This is a genomic window from Prevotella sp. oral taxon 313, from assembly GCF_003043935.1.
GTDB classification, from domain to species: Bacteria; Bacteroidota; Bacteroidia; order Bacteroidales; family Bacteroidaceae; genus Prevotella; species Prevotella jejuni.
In genome coordinates this window covers 1,009,364-1,024,775 of record NZ_PYXE01000001.1, presented here as the reverse complement: position 1 = coordinate 1,024,775, position 15,412 = coordinate 1,009,364, and the positions used below count along the sequence as shown (strand labels likewise).

12 protein-coding genes are annotated in these 15,412 nt (G+C 41.4%); 11 read left to right on the top strand and 1 reads right to left on the bottom strand.

The window, feature by feature from the left end:
* Window positions 1-65: 65 nt before the first annotated feature.
* The 3 genes from AXF23_RS03975 (at window position 66) to AXF23_RS03965 (ending at window position 2,722) form a co-directional block, all read left to right on the top strand.
* Window positions 66-443 (top strand): LytTR family DNA-binding domain-containing protein, encoded by a 378-nt coding sequence (locus AXF23_RS03975; RefSeq protein ID WP_232214092.1) that lies wholly within the window; start codon window positions 66-68, stop codon window positions 441-443.
* Entirely contained in the window at window positions 433-1,320 is an 888-nt protein-coding gene (locus AXF23_RS03970; RefSeq protein ID WP_107624379.1) for a hypothetical protein, read from the top strand. The genes AXF23_RS03975 and AXF23_RS03970 overlap by 11 nt, the downstream gene beginning before the upstream one ends.
* Window positions 1,321-2,113: 793 nt before the next feature.
* Complete coding sequence (locus AXF23_RS03965; RefSeq protein ID WP_107625788.1) at window positions 2,114-2,722, top strand: type 1 glutamine amidotransferase family protein; 609 nt, start codon at window positions 2,114-2,116, stop codon at window positions 2,720-2,722.
* Between the two features lie 246 nt (window positions 2,723-2,968).
* Here AXF23_RS03965 and AXF23_RS03960 read toward each other — a convergent pair whose 3' ends face one another.
* On the bottom strand, window positions 2,969-4,513 hold the full coding sequence (locus tag AXF23_RS03960; RefSeq protein WP_107624378.1) for an alpha-L-fucosidase: 1,545 nt from the start codon (window positions 4,511-4,513) through the stop codon (window positions 2,969-2,971).
* 254 nt (window positions 4,514-4,767) lie between these two features.
* On the opposite strand from AXF23_RS03960, the gene AXF23_RS03955 reads away from it, so the two are divergent.
* The 8 genes from AXF23_RS03955 to AXF23_RS03920 all read left to right on the top strand — a co-directional run bounded on the left by AXF23_RS03955 (window position 4,768) and on the right by AXF23_RS03920 (window position 15,382).
* Entirely contained in the window at window positions 4,768-6,090 is a 1,323-nt protein-coding gene (locus tag AXF23_RS03955; RefSeq protein ID WP_107624377.1) for an MFS transporter, read from the top strand.
* Between the two features lie 47 nt (window positions 6,091-6,137).
* A complete protein-coding gene (gene nagB / locus AXF23_RS03950; RefSeq protein ID WP_107624376.1) occupies window positions 6,138-6,926 on the top strand; it encodes a glucosamine-6-phosphate deaminase in 789 nt (262 codons plus the stop codon).
* On the top strand, window positions 6,926-8,914 hold the full coding sequence (locus AXF23_RS03945) for a glucosamine-6-phosphate deaminase (RefSeq protein ID WP_107624375.1): 1,989 nt from the start codon (window positions 6,926-6,928) through the stop codon (window positions 8,912-8,914). The genes nagB and AXF23_RS03945 overlap by 1 nt, the downstream gene beginning before the upstream one ends.
* Before the next feature lie 24 nt (window positions 8,915-8,938).
* Window positions 8,939-10,333, top strand: coding sequence for a sialidase family protein (locus AXF23_RS03940; RefSeq protein ID WP_107624374.1), 1,395 nt, complete (start codon window positions 8,939-8,941; stop codon window positions 10,331-10,333).
* 74 nt (window positions 10,334-10,407) lie between these two features.
* Entirely contained in the window at window positions 10,408-11,814 is a 1,407-nt protein-coding gene (locus AXF23_RS03935) for a DUF4091 domain-containing protein (RefSeq protein ID WP_107624373.1), read from the top strand.
* A gap of 415 nt (window positions 11,815-12,229) precedes the next feature.
* The gene (locus tag AXF23_RS03930; protein WP_107624372.1) at window positions 12,230-12,754 is read left to right on the top strand and encodes a hypothetical protein; all 525 of its coding nucleotides are present in this window, start codon (window positions 12,230-12,232) and stop codon (window positions 12,752-12,754) included.
* A gap of 21 nt (window positions 12,755-12,775) precedes the next feature.
* The gene (locus AXF23_RS03925) at window positions 12,776-13,108 is read left to right on the top strand and encodes a hypothetical protein (protein WP_107624371.1); all 333 of its coding nucleotides are present in this window, start codon (window positions 12,776-12,778) and stop codon (window positions 13,106-13,108) included.
* 1,233 nt (window positions 13,109-14,341) lie between these two features.
* Window positions 14,342-15,382: an asparaginase gene (locus AXF23_RS03920; protein ID WP_107624370.1), complete on the top strand. Its 1,041-nt coding sequence runs from the start codon at window positions 14,342-14,344 to the stop codon at window positions 15,380-15,382.
* The last annotated feature ends 30 nt before the right edge of the window (window positions 15,383-15,412 follow it).

Sequence of the window (15,412 nt, the reverse complement as noted above, 5' to 3'; positions counted from 1 at the left end):
GCAACAAGAGTATAGCTTTTTATTACTACATTTGCAGTAGTATAACAATCTGTTGGCAATAGAGAGTGAAACAGCTGTTAATCATACAAAACGGGAGCACTGAGATGATGCGACTGGCGTTTGACGAGATACTTTATATCCGGTCAGACGGCAACTACTGTGTGATGACGCTTTCAAATGGGGAGGAGTTACAGTTATGGATGAACCTTAAAGCCATCACAGAGCTCATTGACCAACAGATGAGACAGCAGGAAATTGTATTCGTAAGGGTGGGTAAACAATATGTTCTCAACCTTCACTATATCTGTAGGATAGACACTAAGAAGGACCAGCTGAGCCTTTGGAGGAAAGAAATACCACAAAAGATAGTACTCAACTCCATCTCTCATAAAGCGCTGCAGCTGCTTGAAGAGGGTATAAAACAAAAGCAGAATGAGCTATAGTGACGACGACATTCAGTTCTTAGGAGGTGAGGGATTCAAGCCTTCTCAGCCAACAGACAAGCAGCAACCAGCATCCCGTAGATGGTGGAAAGGTCTTGTTCTGCTTGTTATTCTCGTCCTTTCGGCTGCAACCCTCTACTTCTGGCAGAAAGCCATGAGCCGTACCATCGCCTTTGACTACCCACTGAGTCGTACGTCAACTGAAGTCATTCGCGATTTAGAGAAGATGCCGACAGACACTTTACAAGGGGTGACGATGAAGGTAGACTCGCTCTATGGTGTGGGTATGAGACTATACGAACTACACGGACTCACGCCTACCCTATCTCGTACGGCCCCTTCTGACAGCGACTCTACCGTCTGTCTTGTCACACATGGTTGGGACTTCTATTGGGATGAAAACCATCAATACAAATACATAGGTGATTTTATCTATCAAGGTAAGGAGTATGCAAGCAACCATAATAAGGCAGGCTTCGCGATTATCGTTGGCGACAAGTGGCAAATAGGTATCGGTCAGGACGATTCCATAAAAGAGTATGTCAAAGCCCACAATGGCAGTATGTTCCGTCAATTTGCACTCGTATCAGCAGGACAAATATGTGAGAGACAGTTTGCCTTAAAGGGTAAGGTGACACGCTGTGCCTTGGCCCGTAAGGCTGGCTCTACGGCCATCTGGTATGTTGAGACAATCCACAATGAGTCGCTCTACGACTTTGCACAAGCCCTTGCCGACTACGGTTTTACCGATGCCATCTATCTGACAGGTGGAAACAACGGCAACACCTTCTATCGCACACCAACAGATAGTATTTGTGGAGTGGCTGATTGGAAGGGATATGCAGATAACCTGTTGAAATTTAAGAAAACAAAATAGAAACAAGTTAAATAGGAATATCAAATAAAAGAATAAAAGACTCATTTGTACGTAAATATATTGAAGAGGGTATGACAAACTTTAGTTCTTAAGACAATATATATATATTTTAGTTTGAATAAGATGCTTATATCTTGTTTTTTTGTATATTTGCACTATATTTTAAAAGCATTTAATCAATGAATAGGTTATACGTAACTATTCAGCGACAAGATGTATAAACTACTGTTGATTATCAACAAGTTACATAAATAGATACATACAAGTTCTGGTAAAGAATGTCATTTCGAGCCTTTTTGCCACAATGTTACGTTTATAAGTTCTTGATATTCAACGTTCATTATCGCTGAAGAGGTATTTTGTTTGTAATTAAAATATAAATAATATGGAAATTATCTCATTAAGAGGTCCCCAAAATAGTGGGAAAACAACAACACTAACGATTGTGCATGATAAGCTATTGGAACAAAGCTCTCAAAATTCTAACAATTGTTTTAAAGAAATATCCAATGGTGATTTTCTTGATGTCATAGAATACGATGGAAGAAAAGTTGGTATTGTTACACAGGGAGATTTTCCAAGTGGAGAATGCTCTGTAAAGAATCATCTCGAAGAATTAAAGGGTTTAGGATGCGATGTGGCTATTTGTGCTTGTACAATTGGTTCTGGCAAAGACAGTAACAGTATTCAAGCTGCTATCAATGCTTATCCTATGCACGATTACATTGAAAAGAAACGGGTTGACAATGCCACACTATACAACACAGCCAATCATGAAGATGCGAATAAGATAATGGCACTACTAAACCTCCAAAAAGTTTTGTTTGTCTTATTGAATGAGTACACAGATTGGGAAGGTGCTTTTCTCTCTACAGCCCTTCATGTTGGCGTAATACCAGGTAGTGAAATCAAGTACAGAGTGCATACAGTTGCTCCGACATTAGATGCAGTCTGTTCCATTGGTGGATTCAAAACATTGCCCGACTATTCTTTTGAGAATATGCCCAAAGAGTATGCAGCCTTAGTGCTTATCGGTGGCAATCAATGGAATTCTCCTAAAGCAGAACTTGTTGAGCCATTGGTACAAGAAGCATTGGATAAGGGCAAACCTGTAGGAGCTATATGCAACGGAGCATCATTTCTGTGTGCTCATGGCTTCTTGAACAACGTAAAACATACGGGTAATGGTCTCGACCAACTTAAACAATGGGGCGGTGAAAGATACACGAACGAAACAGGATATGTGAACGCACAGGCAGTGAGTGATAAAAATATCGTTACAGCAAATATTACTGGTCACTTGGAGTTCACTCGTGAAATGCTCTTACTTCTGAAAGCCAATACTCCTAAAAAGATTGCAGATTGGTATGACTTTTATAAGAATGGATTTGTAAAACAGTAGTAATACTAACAAATAAAATTGATGAGGAGAGGGTGTGTCAAAATGTATATACTATTTTGATAATCTTACAGTTTGAAACAATCCATTAAAAATGACCATTTCTGTACTCGATTTTGAGTAAAGAAATGGTCTTTTCTTTGTTTCAGGAAAAACTACTTATAGTTTGAAAGTTGTCAAGTTATTAATTTGCATTTTGACACACGCTCTTTTTATATAACTTATTGTAATAAGTCTGAGAATGATATTCTAATCTCTTAAGCGATAAAGTCCAATTTCAGAGATAGTTGGTACGGCACGCACCTCACTAATGATAAGGCGCACCTCCTTAGCGGTCTCAACAGGGAATCTCAACAAACGCTTATGCCCAACAGTTGTTCCCTCAGTAACTTTCTTCCAATTACCCTTGGCATCCTTTACTTCGAGTAAGAACTTTTCTACACGCTGCCCCTTACGGATATCCTCCTGAACAGACAAGACATTGAAGGTGACAGGTTTGTTCAGTTTAAATGAGAAGACAGCCTTACCGTCCTTCATCTTAGGACGTACAGAGGTGTCATAATTATCATCAACGACATTGCGGCCCTTACCCTCTGACAGAGAACAAGTAACCTTAGCCTTCGCCAAGAGGTTATCAGTAAAGGTTGTTACATACAACTGGCGGAAACCACGAAGACTTCTCACATCAGCATCAGAAAGTCTACCTTCCTTGTTAGGAGGGAGATTTAAGAGAAGTACACCATTCATTCCTACAGAAGTGAAGTAGATATCCATCAACTCCTTTGGAGACTTAACCTTACTGTCCTGTTCCTCATGATAGAACCAACCCGGACGAATAGACACATCAATCTCAGCTGGATACCAGACGAGCGACTTTGCCTTCTCAATCTTCTTGCGGCTACCAAGGTCCTGACCCATCATATCACCAACAGGTGCCGTCAGCACCTCCTGCTGTGAGTTCTTCGCAATAGCATCCTGGTCGAGATTATCCTTAGGCACAACACTCCATTCCATCTCACGACCACGTCCTGTCTCTGTTCCAACCCAACGTACATCAGGTCCCATAACAGCTATCACGGCCTCTGGCTGTAGCTTACGGATAAGCTCATACCAACGTACAAAGTCATACACCTGCTTCTTACCGTTTGGACCCTCACCACAAGCACCATCAAACCAGACCTCGCTTATCTTACCATATTGCGTAAGTAATTCTGTCAACTGCTTAACAAAGAAATCATTATAAGCGTCGGTTCCATACAACGCAGAGTTACGGTCCCAAGGAGAAAGGTAAACACCAAAGTCCATACCATACTTCTTACAAGCCTCGCTCACCTCACGGACGACATCACCCTTACCATTCTTCCAAGGCGAGTGTTTAACGCTATGCTCAGTATAAGCCGATGGCCACAGACAGAAACCATCATGGTGTTTACAAGTAAGGATAGCACACTTGAAGCCTGCAGCCTTTAACTCACGTATCCACTGGTCTGCATCAAGATTGGTTGGATTGAAGATAGCAGGCGACTCCTTACCATCTCCCCACTCTCTACCAGTATAGGTATTAACACCATAGTGCAAGAAAGCAGTAAGCTCCTGACGCTGCCAATTGAACTGACGAGCAGAAGGAACAACATTTGCAGCCTTACGAACAATATCTGAAGGAGAGTCAGTCGGGTTAATCACAACAACATTCTGTTCCTGAGCATGAACCGTTGAAAGAACTACCGGCGAGAATAATAAGCTTGTACAAGCTATCGTTGCCTTAAAAAGATGGGAATAAGAATTCAGCCACATAATTATAGGTAATGATTTATAAACGTATTTTTTTTATTCTATGCAAATTTAATTATTTTCATTGAAAATACCAAATACGCATACAATAAAAAGCGTTTATAAGCGTTATAAATACAATAGTTAGAATTGAGGGAGTGCAGTTCTCATCACAAGAGGTTTATCTCATTGGTAAATTAAAGTTAAATTTAACCTTTTAGATAAGTAAAACCACCTCTTCAACTGTTACTTTCTTTAGAAAATCATAGATAAAGAAAATGAGTCTAAACCCTAAGAACCTAAAAGAAGAAAATAAAAAGCTGCATAGTCCTGCAACATGGGTTCCTACGCTTTATTTCGCCATGGGTATGCCTTTCGTCGTACTCAATATGGTTTGTACATTAATGTATAAAGGAATGGGAGTATCTGATGGACAGATAGCCTTTTGGACATCTCTTATCATGCTTCCATGGACCTTGAAACCACTATGGAGTCCGTTCTTAGAGATCTATAAGACAAAGAAGTTCTTTGTTGTATTGACACAGCTGCTTACAGGTGTGCTTTTTGCCTTAGTAGCCTTTGCCCTTCATCTTCCTTTCTTCTTCCCTGTTACAATAGCGATACTTGCGGTTATTGCTATGAGCGGCGCTACGCACGATATTGCTGCGGACGGAACCTATATGTCTGTGCTCTCAAATGAAGAGCAAGCAAGGTGGATCGGCTGGCAAGGAGCTTTCTATAACATTGCGAAGATAGCAGCTACAGGTGGGTTGGTCTACCTTGCTGGTACGTTTATTGAGCATTTCGGTGTAACAAAAGCATGGATGTTTATCATGCTCATTATCGCTACTATTATGATAGTGATTGGTTGTTACCACTTCGTCATCCTACCAAATCCAAAGAAGGCTACAACAGATTCGCCCAAATCACTAAACGAGTCATTAGTAGAACTGGTAGAGGTATTTGTCGACTTCTTTAAGAAAAGACACATTATATATTATATATTCTTCATTATCCTCTATCGTTTTGCAGAGGGTTTCGTCATGAAGATAGTTCCTCTCTTCCTTAAAGCGTCACGTGCTGACCAAGGTTTAGGATTGAGCGAACAAGAGATTGGACTCTGCTATGGTACCTTCGGTGCTGCAGCCTTTGTTATTGGCTCTATCCTTGCAGGCTATTACATTGCTTGGAGAGGGTTGCAGAAGAGTCTCTTCTCACTTGCATTGGTATTCAATATCCCATTCATAGCTTATACATTCTTAGCTATCTATCAACCAGAGAGCCTTTGGCTGATTGGCGGTGCCATTGTAATGGAATACTTTGGGTATGGCTTCGGCTTTGTTGGACTCTCCCTCTTTATGATGCAACAGATAGCACCGGGCAAACATCAGATGGCTCATTACGCTTTTGCAAGTGGTATCATGAACTTAGGAGTGATGTTGCCAGGTATGCTGAGTGGCGTTTTCAGCGATATTTTAGGTTATCGCCGCTTCTTTATCTTCGTATTGATATGTACCATCCCAGCCTTACTGGTTACATGGTTCGTACCATTCACCCATCCAGACAATACAAAGAAAGAGAAGTCAGAAGCACAAGAATAGAATTAATAACATAATAAACCAAAACATAATAATTAAAACCAAAGAGTATGAGATTAATCATAGAACCTAACTACGAAAAGTTATCTAAATGGGCAGCAAACTACGTTATTGAGCGTATCAATGCTGCTAAGAATCAAGACAAGCCTTTTGTTCTCGGTTTGCCAACTGGTTCTTCACCAGAGGGCATGTATGCTGAGTTGGTAAAAGCATATAAAGAAGGGAGAGTAAGCTTCAAGAATGTTGTTACATTCAACATGGATGAGTATGTAGGACTACCTGAGAACCATCCACAGAGTTATCATTCATTCATGGCAGAAAACCTCTTCAATCATATTGACTGCCCAAAGGAGAATATTCATATATTAAATGGTAATGCAGAGAACCTCGAAGCAGAGTGCCAGCACTATGAGGAGATGATTCGTGAGGCAGGTGGTATCGACCTCTTCTTGGGTGGTATCGGCCCTGATGGTCACATTGCCTTCAACGAACCAGGTTCGTCTCTTCGCTCACGCACTCGTATCAAGACATTGACATCAGATACACGTATTGCAAACTCACGTTTCTTTGACAATGATCCTAACAAGGTTCCTGTACATGCACTGACAGTAGGTGTTGGTACAGTAATGGATGCTAAGGAAGTATTGATTCTTGTGAATGGTCATAACAAGGCTGAGGCTTTGCGCGCAGCCGTAGAAGGTCCGCTCACACAGAAGTGGACAATCAGTGCATTGCAGATGCACGAGCACGGCATCATTGTTTGTGATGAAAGTGCAACAGACAAGCTAACAGTAGAAACATACAAATACTTTAAAGACATAGAAAAGGAGAACTTGTAATGAAACTGAATCTAAGTTCACAAATTGTACTCAATCAAATACCTGAGGAGTTTTATCGTCCTGCAACAGCTATCGAACGCTCTGAGATAACACGTTTTGAGAAGGTTCCTACTGATATCTTCCCAACTATTGAGGAAGGAACTATCGACATTGCTAATCATCTTGAGGCTGATATCAAGAAGAGAGAGCAGGAAGGAAGGAAATATGTTATGGGCGTTGGCTCTGGCTCTTCGCTCACTCCTATCTTCCAAGAGCTTATCAAGCGTCATCAAGAGGGCAAGTTAAGTTTCAAGAATGTTGTTATCTTCAATGCATACGAGTATTTCCCACTAAGCGTAGAGAACGTAAACCGCAGTATCAACCAGCTTAAAGATCGCTTCTTAAATCATATTGATATTGATGCCGAGAACATCTTTACACCAGATGGTACTATCACTCAGGACGATGTACAGGAACATTGCCGTCAGTATGAACAGCATATTAAGGAGTTAGGTGGCCTTGATGTCATCCTTTTAGGTATTGGCCGTATGGGTAACATCGCTACCAACGAACCAGGTTCAAGCCTTACCTCTGCTTCACGTCTTATCTTGATTGACGAGACATCACGTGAGGAGATGAAGATGAGCTTCGGTTCTCAGGAGTCTGTACCTCCATGTTCTATCACCATGGGCGTCAGCACTATCCTCGCAGCACGTAAGATTTACCTTACAGCATGGGGCGAAGAGAAGGCAGACATTATTAAGAAGACTGTTGAAGGTAAGGTTAGTGACGCTGTCCCAGCATCTTTCTTGCAGACACATAACGATGCACATGTTGTTATAGACCTCTCTGCTGCAGCTAAACTAACACGTATTCAGCACCCTTGGCTCGTAGCATCATGCAAATGGACAGACAAGTTAGTACGCTCTGCACTTGTTTGGCTCTGCCAGATTACAGGTAAGCCTCTTCTCAAGTTGACCAACAAGGATTACAATGAGAATGGTCTTAGCGAACTCCTTGCGCTCTATGGTTCTGCATACAATGCAAACATCAAGATTTTCAATGACCTCCAGCATACTATCACAGGTTGGCCAGGTGGTAAGCCAGATGCTGACGACACCTATCGTCCAGAACGTGCTAATCCATTCCCAAAGAGAGTGATTGTATTCTCTCCACACCCTGACGATGATGTTATCTCAATGGGTGGTACCCTCCGCCGCTTGGTACAGCAGGGACATGATGTCCACGTGGCTTACGAGACATCAGGTAACATTGCCGTAGGTGATGAGGAGGTTGTACGCTTCATGCACTTCATCAACGGTTTCAACCAGCTCTTTATCAACAGCCAAGATGAGGTTATCAAGTCTAAGTACAAAGAGATTAAGGAATTCTTGAAGAACAAGAAGGAAGGAGACATCGACTCACAGGATATCCGTACCATCAAGGGACTTATCCGTCGTGGTGAGGCTCGCACCGCTTCAACCTTCAACCAGATTCCACTCGACCATGTTCATTTCCTCGACCTTCCTTTCTATGAGTCAGGTAAGATTGAGAAACTTCCAATGGGCGAAGCAGACGTGAATATTGTAAGAGAACTTATTTCTAAGGTTAAGCCACATCAGATTTATGTAGCTGGTGACTTGGCCGACCCACACGGCACTCACCGCAAGTGTACAGATGCTGTACTTGCTGCTATCGACCTTGAGAAGGAAGCTAAGGCAGAGTGGTTGAAGGACTGCCGTGTATGGATGTACCGTGGTGCATGGGCAGAATGGGAAATTGAAAACATCGAGATGTGCGTTCCTATCAGTCCTGAGGAGCTGCGTGCAAAACGTAACTCAATCCTCAAGCATCAGAGTCAGATGGAGAGTGCACCATTCCTTGGCAATGACGAACGTCTCTTCTGGCAGCGTTCAGAAGACCGCAACCGTGCTACTGCTAAGCTTTATGATGACTTAGGCTTAGCTTGCTACGAGGCAATGGAGGCATTTGTAGAGTATAAGTTTTAGTATTAATTCGCCTAATCACGATTAATGTATAAAAAGATCTTATTAACTGTTTACCTCTGTATCTCACTCTTACAAGTAGGTGCAGTAGGAATAAACAAGAACAACAATATCAAGAACGATGATGGTTTTACCACCATCGTTTTTGATAGAGCGAACAGCCCAGTGCCTTACCGTATCCCAGCCATTACTGAGACACGTAAGGGTACACTGTTAGCTGCTTGCGACTTCCGCCTTAGTCATACCGATGTAGGATGGAACAATAGAAATGGTTTGTGGCAGATAAACATTGTCATGAAGACGAGTAAGGACTTTGGTAAGACTTGGTCTGACACTGTTTGCGTGGCACGAGGTAACGAACATGCGGCCGACCCCGTCCGTACTGCGTTCGGTGATCCAAGTATCATTGCTGACCGTACGTCAGACAATGTGCTCCTTCATTGTGTAGCTGGTAAGAGTGCTTATCAAACAGCTACTCGGCAGAACCCGCAGCATGCTTACTTCTTCCACAGTACTGATGGTGGTAAGACATGGGACAATGGAACAGATCTTACCGAGATGATTCACGGTCTCTACGATGGAAAGTTGCCTAATGGTGGTAATCCAGATGGTATCTTCCTCACATCAGGTAAGATTATGCAGAGCCGTTACATCCGCAAAGGCAAGTTCTATCGTCTTTACGTAGCACATCCTATCCGTCAGAAAGGCGTTGACCGTTGCGGTACTTTCGTTATCTATTCTGATGACTTCGGTCACACATGGCACGTCTTAGGTACTCCTTCAAAGGCTCCTTCTATTGCACAGGATGAGTCAAAGGTTGAGGAGATGCCAGATGGTAGTGTATTACTTAGCTGTCGTGACGTTTATGGAGGTAGACGCTTCAACATCTATACTTACAAAGATGCTGCGAAGGCTACAGGTAGCTGGGGCGAAGAGGTTATGCCACAGAATATGACAGGCAAGCAGGTAAATGCCTGCAATGGTGGTATTCTGATTGTTCCTGCAAAGAGAATAGCTGACGGCAAGAAGCTTTTTGTAGCCCTTCAGTCAGTTCCACTCAGCGCACGACGTGATAGTGTAGGTTTCTTCTATAAGGAGTTAGCATCCTACGCAGACTACTCTACTGCCCATGCATTAGGTAGCAACTGGAAGAAAGGTTTGCGCGTAACCGACGAATCTTCATGCTATTCAACAATGGTACTTATGAAGAACCAGCGCATTGGCTTCCTCTATGAGGTACGTGGACAGAATGACGGCTATGATATTGAGTTCAAGAGCCTATCATTGAAGGCGATTACTAATGGAGAATATGATATTCTTCCATACGTTGATCGTTCTAAGTACATGGTCGATGCAGCTAAGGCACATCAGACCAAAGCACCACTTGCTGTAAAAAAAAAGCAAGTGAGAAGAAAGAAATAACAGCCTGGAAAGGCGAACGTATCGGACTTGAGTTCTCGTTACCAGAGATGGTAAAGGGCAACTTAAAACTATCAATGAGCTGTAGCAATCGACTCCTGTCGACTGCTACAGCTCATTTTCTTTCTGCCGTTATCACTGATGACTTCCAAAACTGTGGTAATCACCCTGATTCCTTACAGACTTGGCTCATGCCCGATATCATTGGTGACGACAGCATAAAGGCCGACGATCCAATGTATAGCAAGTCTGCTTGGTGCACGATTGAGGTTCCAAAGAATATTAAGACTGGTTCCTATAAGATTAACCTACAACTACTACAAGACGGAAAGATACTCAGCACCATCCCATTCACTGTTAAAGTACTCAATCGGAAGCTCTCCCTCTCTGATAATTTCCACCTTAATTTCTGGCAACAACCCTACGCTGCCAGCAGATATTATGGCGTAGCTCCTTGGAGTCAAGCACATCTTGATATCCTCCGTCCTTATATGCAGTTGCTGGCACGTGCTGGACAACGCAATGCCTCAGCTATCCTCTTCTACGAACCTTGGGGCGTACAGAGCAATGATAAGTTCGATGCGATGATTGAGACGACACGAAAAGCAGACGGAACATGGTCGTATGACTATACAGCCTTCGACCGTTGGATTTCGTTCCTCGACTCTTGTGGTATCAATGGAGACATCAACTGTTTCTCAATGGTGCCTTGGGACATGACTTTCACCTATTATGACGAAGCCTCAAAAAGCTATAAGGACCTTAAAACTACGACCAACAGCAAAGAATACAGCGACATGTGGATTCCATTTCTACGTTCCTTTGCTGACCATCAAAAGGAGAAAGGATGGTTTGACAGAACCGTCATAGCGATGGACGAACGTTCCCTCGATGCTATGCAAGATGCCTATCGCATTGCGCAGGAGGCTGCACCGGGTATTAAGATGTCGTTAGCAGGAAATTACCACAAAGAACTTGTCGATAAGATCTATGATTATTGTATTGCATGGAAGCAGCAGTTTACACCAGACGACCTTGCTTTGAGGAATTCGAAAGGTTGGATTAGCATCTCCTACACGGCTTGTCCCGATGCAATGCCAAATGTGGGTAGCAACAACGAACCAATCGAAGCAACCTACCTCCCACTCTATTGCCTTGCTAATGGCTTCAATGGTTTCCTTCGCTGGGCATGGATGAACTGGACTGATAACCCTATGTATGACAGTCGCTTCAAGTTGTTCACACCAGGCGACACCTACATTGTATATCCAGGAAACCACTCAAGCCGTCGTTTTGAACATATCATAAGAGGTGTACAAAACGTTGCCAAGATTGAAACACTACGCAAGGAATATAAACAACAGAAGAACTTGAAGGCCTTACAACAGTTAGAGGAAACGCTCTCCCTATTCATGAATCCAACACCTAACGAGGCTGAATTAAAAGGAAACATAGAAAAGATGGAATATCTACTCAATAGATAAACATAATAAGGAGAGACTCCTCATTATACGTTGTGATAAAGTTCAAATAGAGTAAGGAGGAATTTCTCGATACTACTATATTACGAATATATTCATTTCCTGTCATTTATAACATTTCAAGTAAACCGATTATAAACTTACAAATTTAGTCTCTACATGAGATGATAGAGATGACAGGAAACGTTGTCTTTAAGGGGATTGCCCAGTCAGCAGCACATTGAGAGACAGAGTTAATATCCTTCACAAACGGTTCTGCCCTATACAATAAAAGAAACAATATTCCTTTCAATCTATTAAATAACGTCAAATGGACAAAAGGAGGGACCATCTTACATCAAAAAAGACCTATTTAGATTACTCATCTGTAGGAACTTTCATACCTTTGTAGCAAATAAACAACTTATTAAATAACCAAATGGAAGACAAATTAGTTTCTAAACACATATTGGATGCAAGCCAATATGTAGGAAAAGGAAAATGGAAAGGAGTTATACAGGGTTGGGTTGTATTCCTTATTATTTATGGCATTACACGCATACCAAACGTACAGCAAGCTATGTTAGACTTTGCTAATTCGATGAAAGGAGTAGCTTGGCTCTCATCTGGAGTAAACTTTATGATTCACGGTCTCTGGATAATTGCAATTCTTTTAGTAATAGGAACGCTGATAAAATGGAAAGAGAAACAACCCTTCATGGAGTTACATATCTATGAGGATGGCATCGGCTTTGTAACAATGTTTGGTAAACTGGAACGTGTTGACCACAATAAGGTTTATTTCCACTACGGAAAATATCAAAAGACCATATTTATTGATTGTGCTGTATTGGGTATATCTGCCCATAACATTCCATGGGAGTATTTCTCACAGGCCGATGTTCTACACAAGAACCTTGAGTATTATGCAAACTGGGACATGAATAAGTATCAAAAGAATTAACCTTCGTATCATCAGTCACAAATGGAGATAAACACATATTACATAATGGCCGCACTTGTTATTCTGTGCGCAATCATAGCAATAGTCATAGGGGTATGGTACAATATCAACTACGGAAAGTTTACACCAAAGATTGAGATTTTCTCAGATGGAACTGGTCGTATGCTCTTCCTTGGTGTCTCTGAACGCTGCAAGAAGCAGATGGTTCGTTTCAACGCAGAGTATCAAGTTGGCCAAATCATCAATTATCAAGGAAAGAAATATGTCATAGAAGAAATCAAGCCTATTACTACAATAGACGCTAAATATCTTGGTCCACGTCATGGTCTTGCTGCTTACTTAATAAGAGCATAACCCTTAACAAGTGAAAATCGAGTAGAAAGAAAACAAAGCCTTTCCTTTCTACTCGATTATTGTTTTCTGTCTATACGTTTATAGTCCTTTTATTTATTCCTCTTATGGGATAGGGATATAAACAACAAAAGTGTTTTCCTCAGATAAATTAGGGTTCTTCCGTTAAATGTGTGGACTCTTTTCGTAGTGCTTTAACGTAAGAGCCAAAGTTACTCATTAAACAAAAATATGGCTGAGACAGTCAACTATCTATCCTATTTTCATCCTCTTTCATTGAAAATCTTTTCGTTTTAAGATTTCGAAAATCTGCAGACAAGGGTTTGAAAAATCATTACATAATTTCAAGGAAAATACCTATAACTAACGACAAAAATACACACATGAAGCAGGTTTGCAATCAACAGGATATCAATTAGTTACCAGGTATAAAGTAAAAGGTGCTTAGTTGGACTTCAAAAGGGCGTTAGCAAGGGTCTTAAAGAGCATCTTTTGCAAGCCAAAAGGGCGTCTTTTAGAAGCCAAAAGAGCATGTATTCAAAATTATGATGTGAAAAATTATAACAGAATAATAAGTTATTAGCCTAATTAGCCCAATTGGACTAAATAGCCTAATTAGGCTAATAGGAATAAATTGCTTATAGACGATAGATAGACATCACACCTAATTACATTTATCATATAGTTTACCCCCCCTTATAAAACAATCTTATTGGAGGTAAGCTTACCATGTATGTGGATTAATCTCATTCTATTAACAATCTACACATTTAACGGAAGAACCTAAATTAGCCGTTAGCTTTATTCTATTCAACGACAATAACAAGTCTGTAACATCTCTATCAACAATGTATCAGATACCCAGATACGCTTAGTATAACCAGTGAACACCGAAGCTGTCGATTACTTACACAACTCAAGATGCTGTTTAGAAATGAAGCAAATCACTCGCAGTAATATGATAAACGAATAAAGGTAGATATGCTGTTTATGTGTTAGAACGCCTATTCTACTAAAGTCTATAAAATCACACCTACTTATTAGGAAGCCCACACAAAAGAATATTCAATTAAAGTCTTATCGAACAGCAAGATAGCACAAGCTACGAAGGAGTATCCTAAACCAAAATCTACACGTTGAAAGACATTACTCAAATATATGCAAAATAATCTGTATGATTTACGATGGGAGTTAAATGTTTTTGTTATCTTTGCAGATGTAACAAACTAATGCACGATGAACAGAACCAACAAAGTATTACTTATTTATACAGGTGGCACCATTGGTATGGGACACAACCCACGGACAGGTGCATTGGAGCCTTTAGACTTCAACCATCTTGTTGACAACGTTCCTGAGTTCAAACTCATCCCTACGGAGGTCGATACCTATCAGTTCGACCCTCCTATCGACTCTTCCGACATGTCACCCGTGCGTTGGAAGCAGTTGGTAGAAGTGATTTCCGACCGCTATGACGAGTATGACGGTTTTGTTGTCTTGCATGGTACAGACACGATGTCATACACAGCTTCGGTCTTGTCGTTCATGTTTGAGAACCTCACCAAGCCTATCATCCTTACAGGTTCACAACTCCCTATCGGGCAGCTACGTACGGATGGAAAGGAGAACCTCATGACAAGTCTTGAATTGGCATCTGCTCATCAATTAGACGGCACCCCAATGGTACCCGAGGTTTGCATCTACTTTAGTGGACATCTCCTTCGAGGCAATCGCTCAACAAAGCAGAATGCAGACGAGTTTAATGCGTTTGACACCTTTAACTATCCTCACCTCTGCGAAGCTGGAGTAAATTTCAACTTTAACGAACATAATATCTTAAAGCCAGACTTCACGAAACCGATGCTACCACACTTCGAGTTAGATAATAATGTGATAATCTTCTCTCTCTTCCCTGGTATCGAGGAGCATCTTATTCATCACATGTTTGATGCTCCAGAGTTGCGTAGTATTGTCATGCGCTCGTATGGAAGTGGCAATGCTCCACAGCAACCTTGGCTCATGAACTTACTCCGAAAGGTCACAGAACGCAATGTCATTGTGGTCAATATCAGTCAGTGTATCAGCGGACAAGTTGAGATGAACCGATACGACACAGGCTATCAACTCAAGGACGCAGGCGTCATCAGCGGTTATGACAGTACGGTTGAAGCTGCCGTAACGAAACTGATGTATCTACAAGCGAAGTACAACGATACAGAGACGATACGCAAATACATGAAACAGTCGATTGCTGGTGAGATTACTATCTATAATTGATAGGCAAACAGCAAACGACCAATAGGAAAG

Excerpts from the sequence above, each read along its gene's own strand:
- AXF23_RS03970 (WP_107624379.1), top strand. The coding sequence starts at position 433 with ATGAGCTATAGTGACGACGACATTCAGTTCTTAGGAGGTGAGGGATTC.
- AXF23_RS03965 (WP_107625788.1), top strand. The coding sequence starts at position 2,114 with ATGGCACTACTAAACCTCCAAAAAGTTTTGTTTGTCTTATTGAATGAG.
- AXF23_RS03960 (WP_107624378.1), bottom strand. The coding sequence starts at position 4,513 with ATGTGGCTGAATTCTTATTCCCATCTTTTTAAGGCAACGATAGCTTGT.
- AXF23_RS03955 (WP_107624377.1), top strand. The coding sequence starts at position 4,768 with ATGAGTCTAAACCCTAAGAACCTAAAAGAAGAAAATAAAAAGCTGCAT.
- nagB (WP_107624376.1), top strand. The coding sequence starts at position 6,138 with ATGAGATTAATCATAGAACCTAACTACGAAAAGTTATCTAAATGGGCA.
- AXF23_RS03945 (WP_107624375.1), top strand. The coding sequence starts at position 6,926 with ATGAAACTGAATCTAAGTTCACAAATTGTACTCAATCAAATACCTGAG.
- AXF23_RS03940 (WP_107624374.1), top strand. The coding sequence starts at position 8,939 with ATGTATAAAAAGATCTTATTAACTGTTTACCTCTGTATCTCACTCTTA.
- AXF23_RS03935 (WP_107624373.1), top strand. The coding sequence starts at position 10,408 with ATGAGCTGTAGCAATCGACTCCTGTCGACTGCTACAGCTCATTTTCTT.
- AXF23_RS03930 (WP_107624372.1), top strand. The coding sequence starts at position 12,230 with ATGGAAGACAAATTAGTTTCTAAACACATATTGGATGCAAGCCAATAT.
- AXF23_RS03925 (WP_107624371.1), top strand. The coding sequence starts at position 12,776 with ATGGAGATAAACACATATTACATAATGGCCGCACTTGTTATTCTGTGC.
- AXF23_RS03920 (WP_107624370.1), top strand. The coding sequence starts at position 14,342 with ATGAACAGAACCAACAAAGTATTACTTATTTATACAGGTGGCACCATT.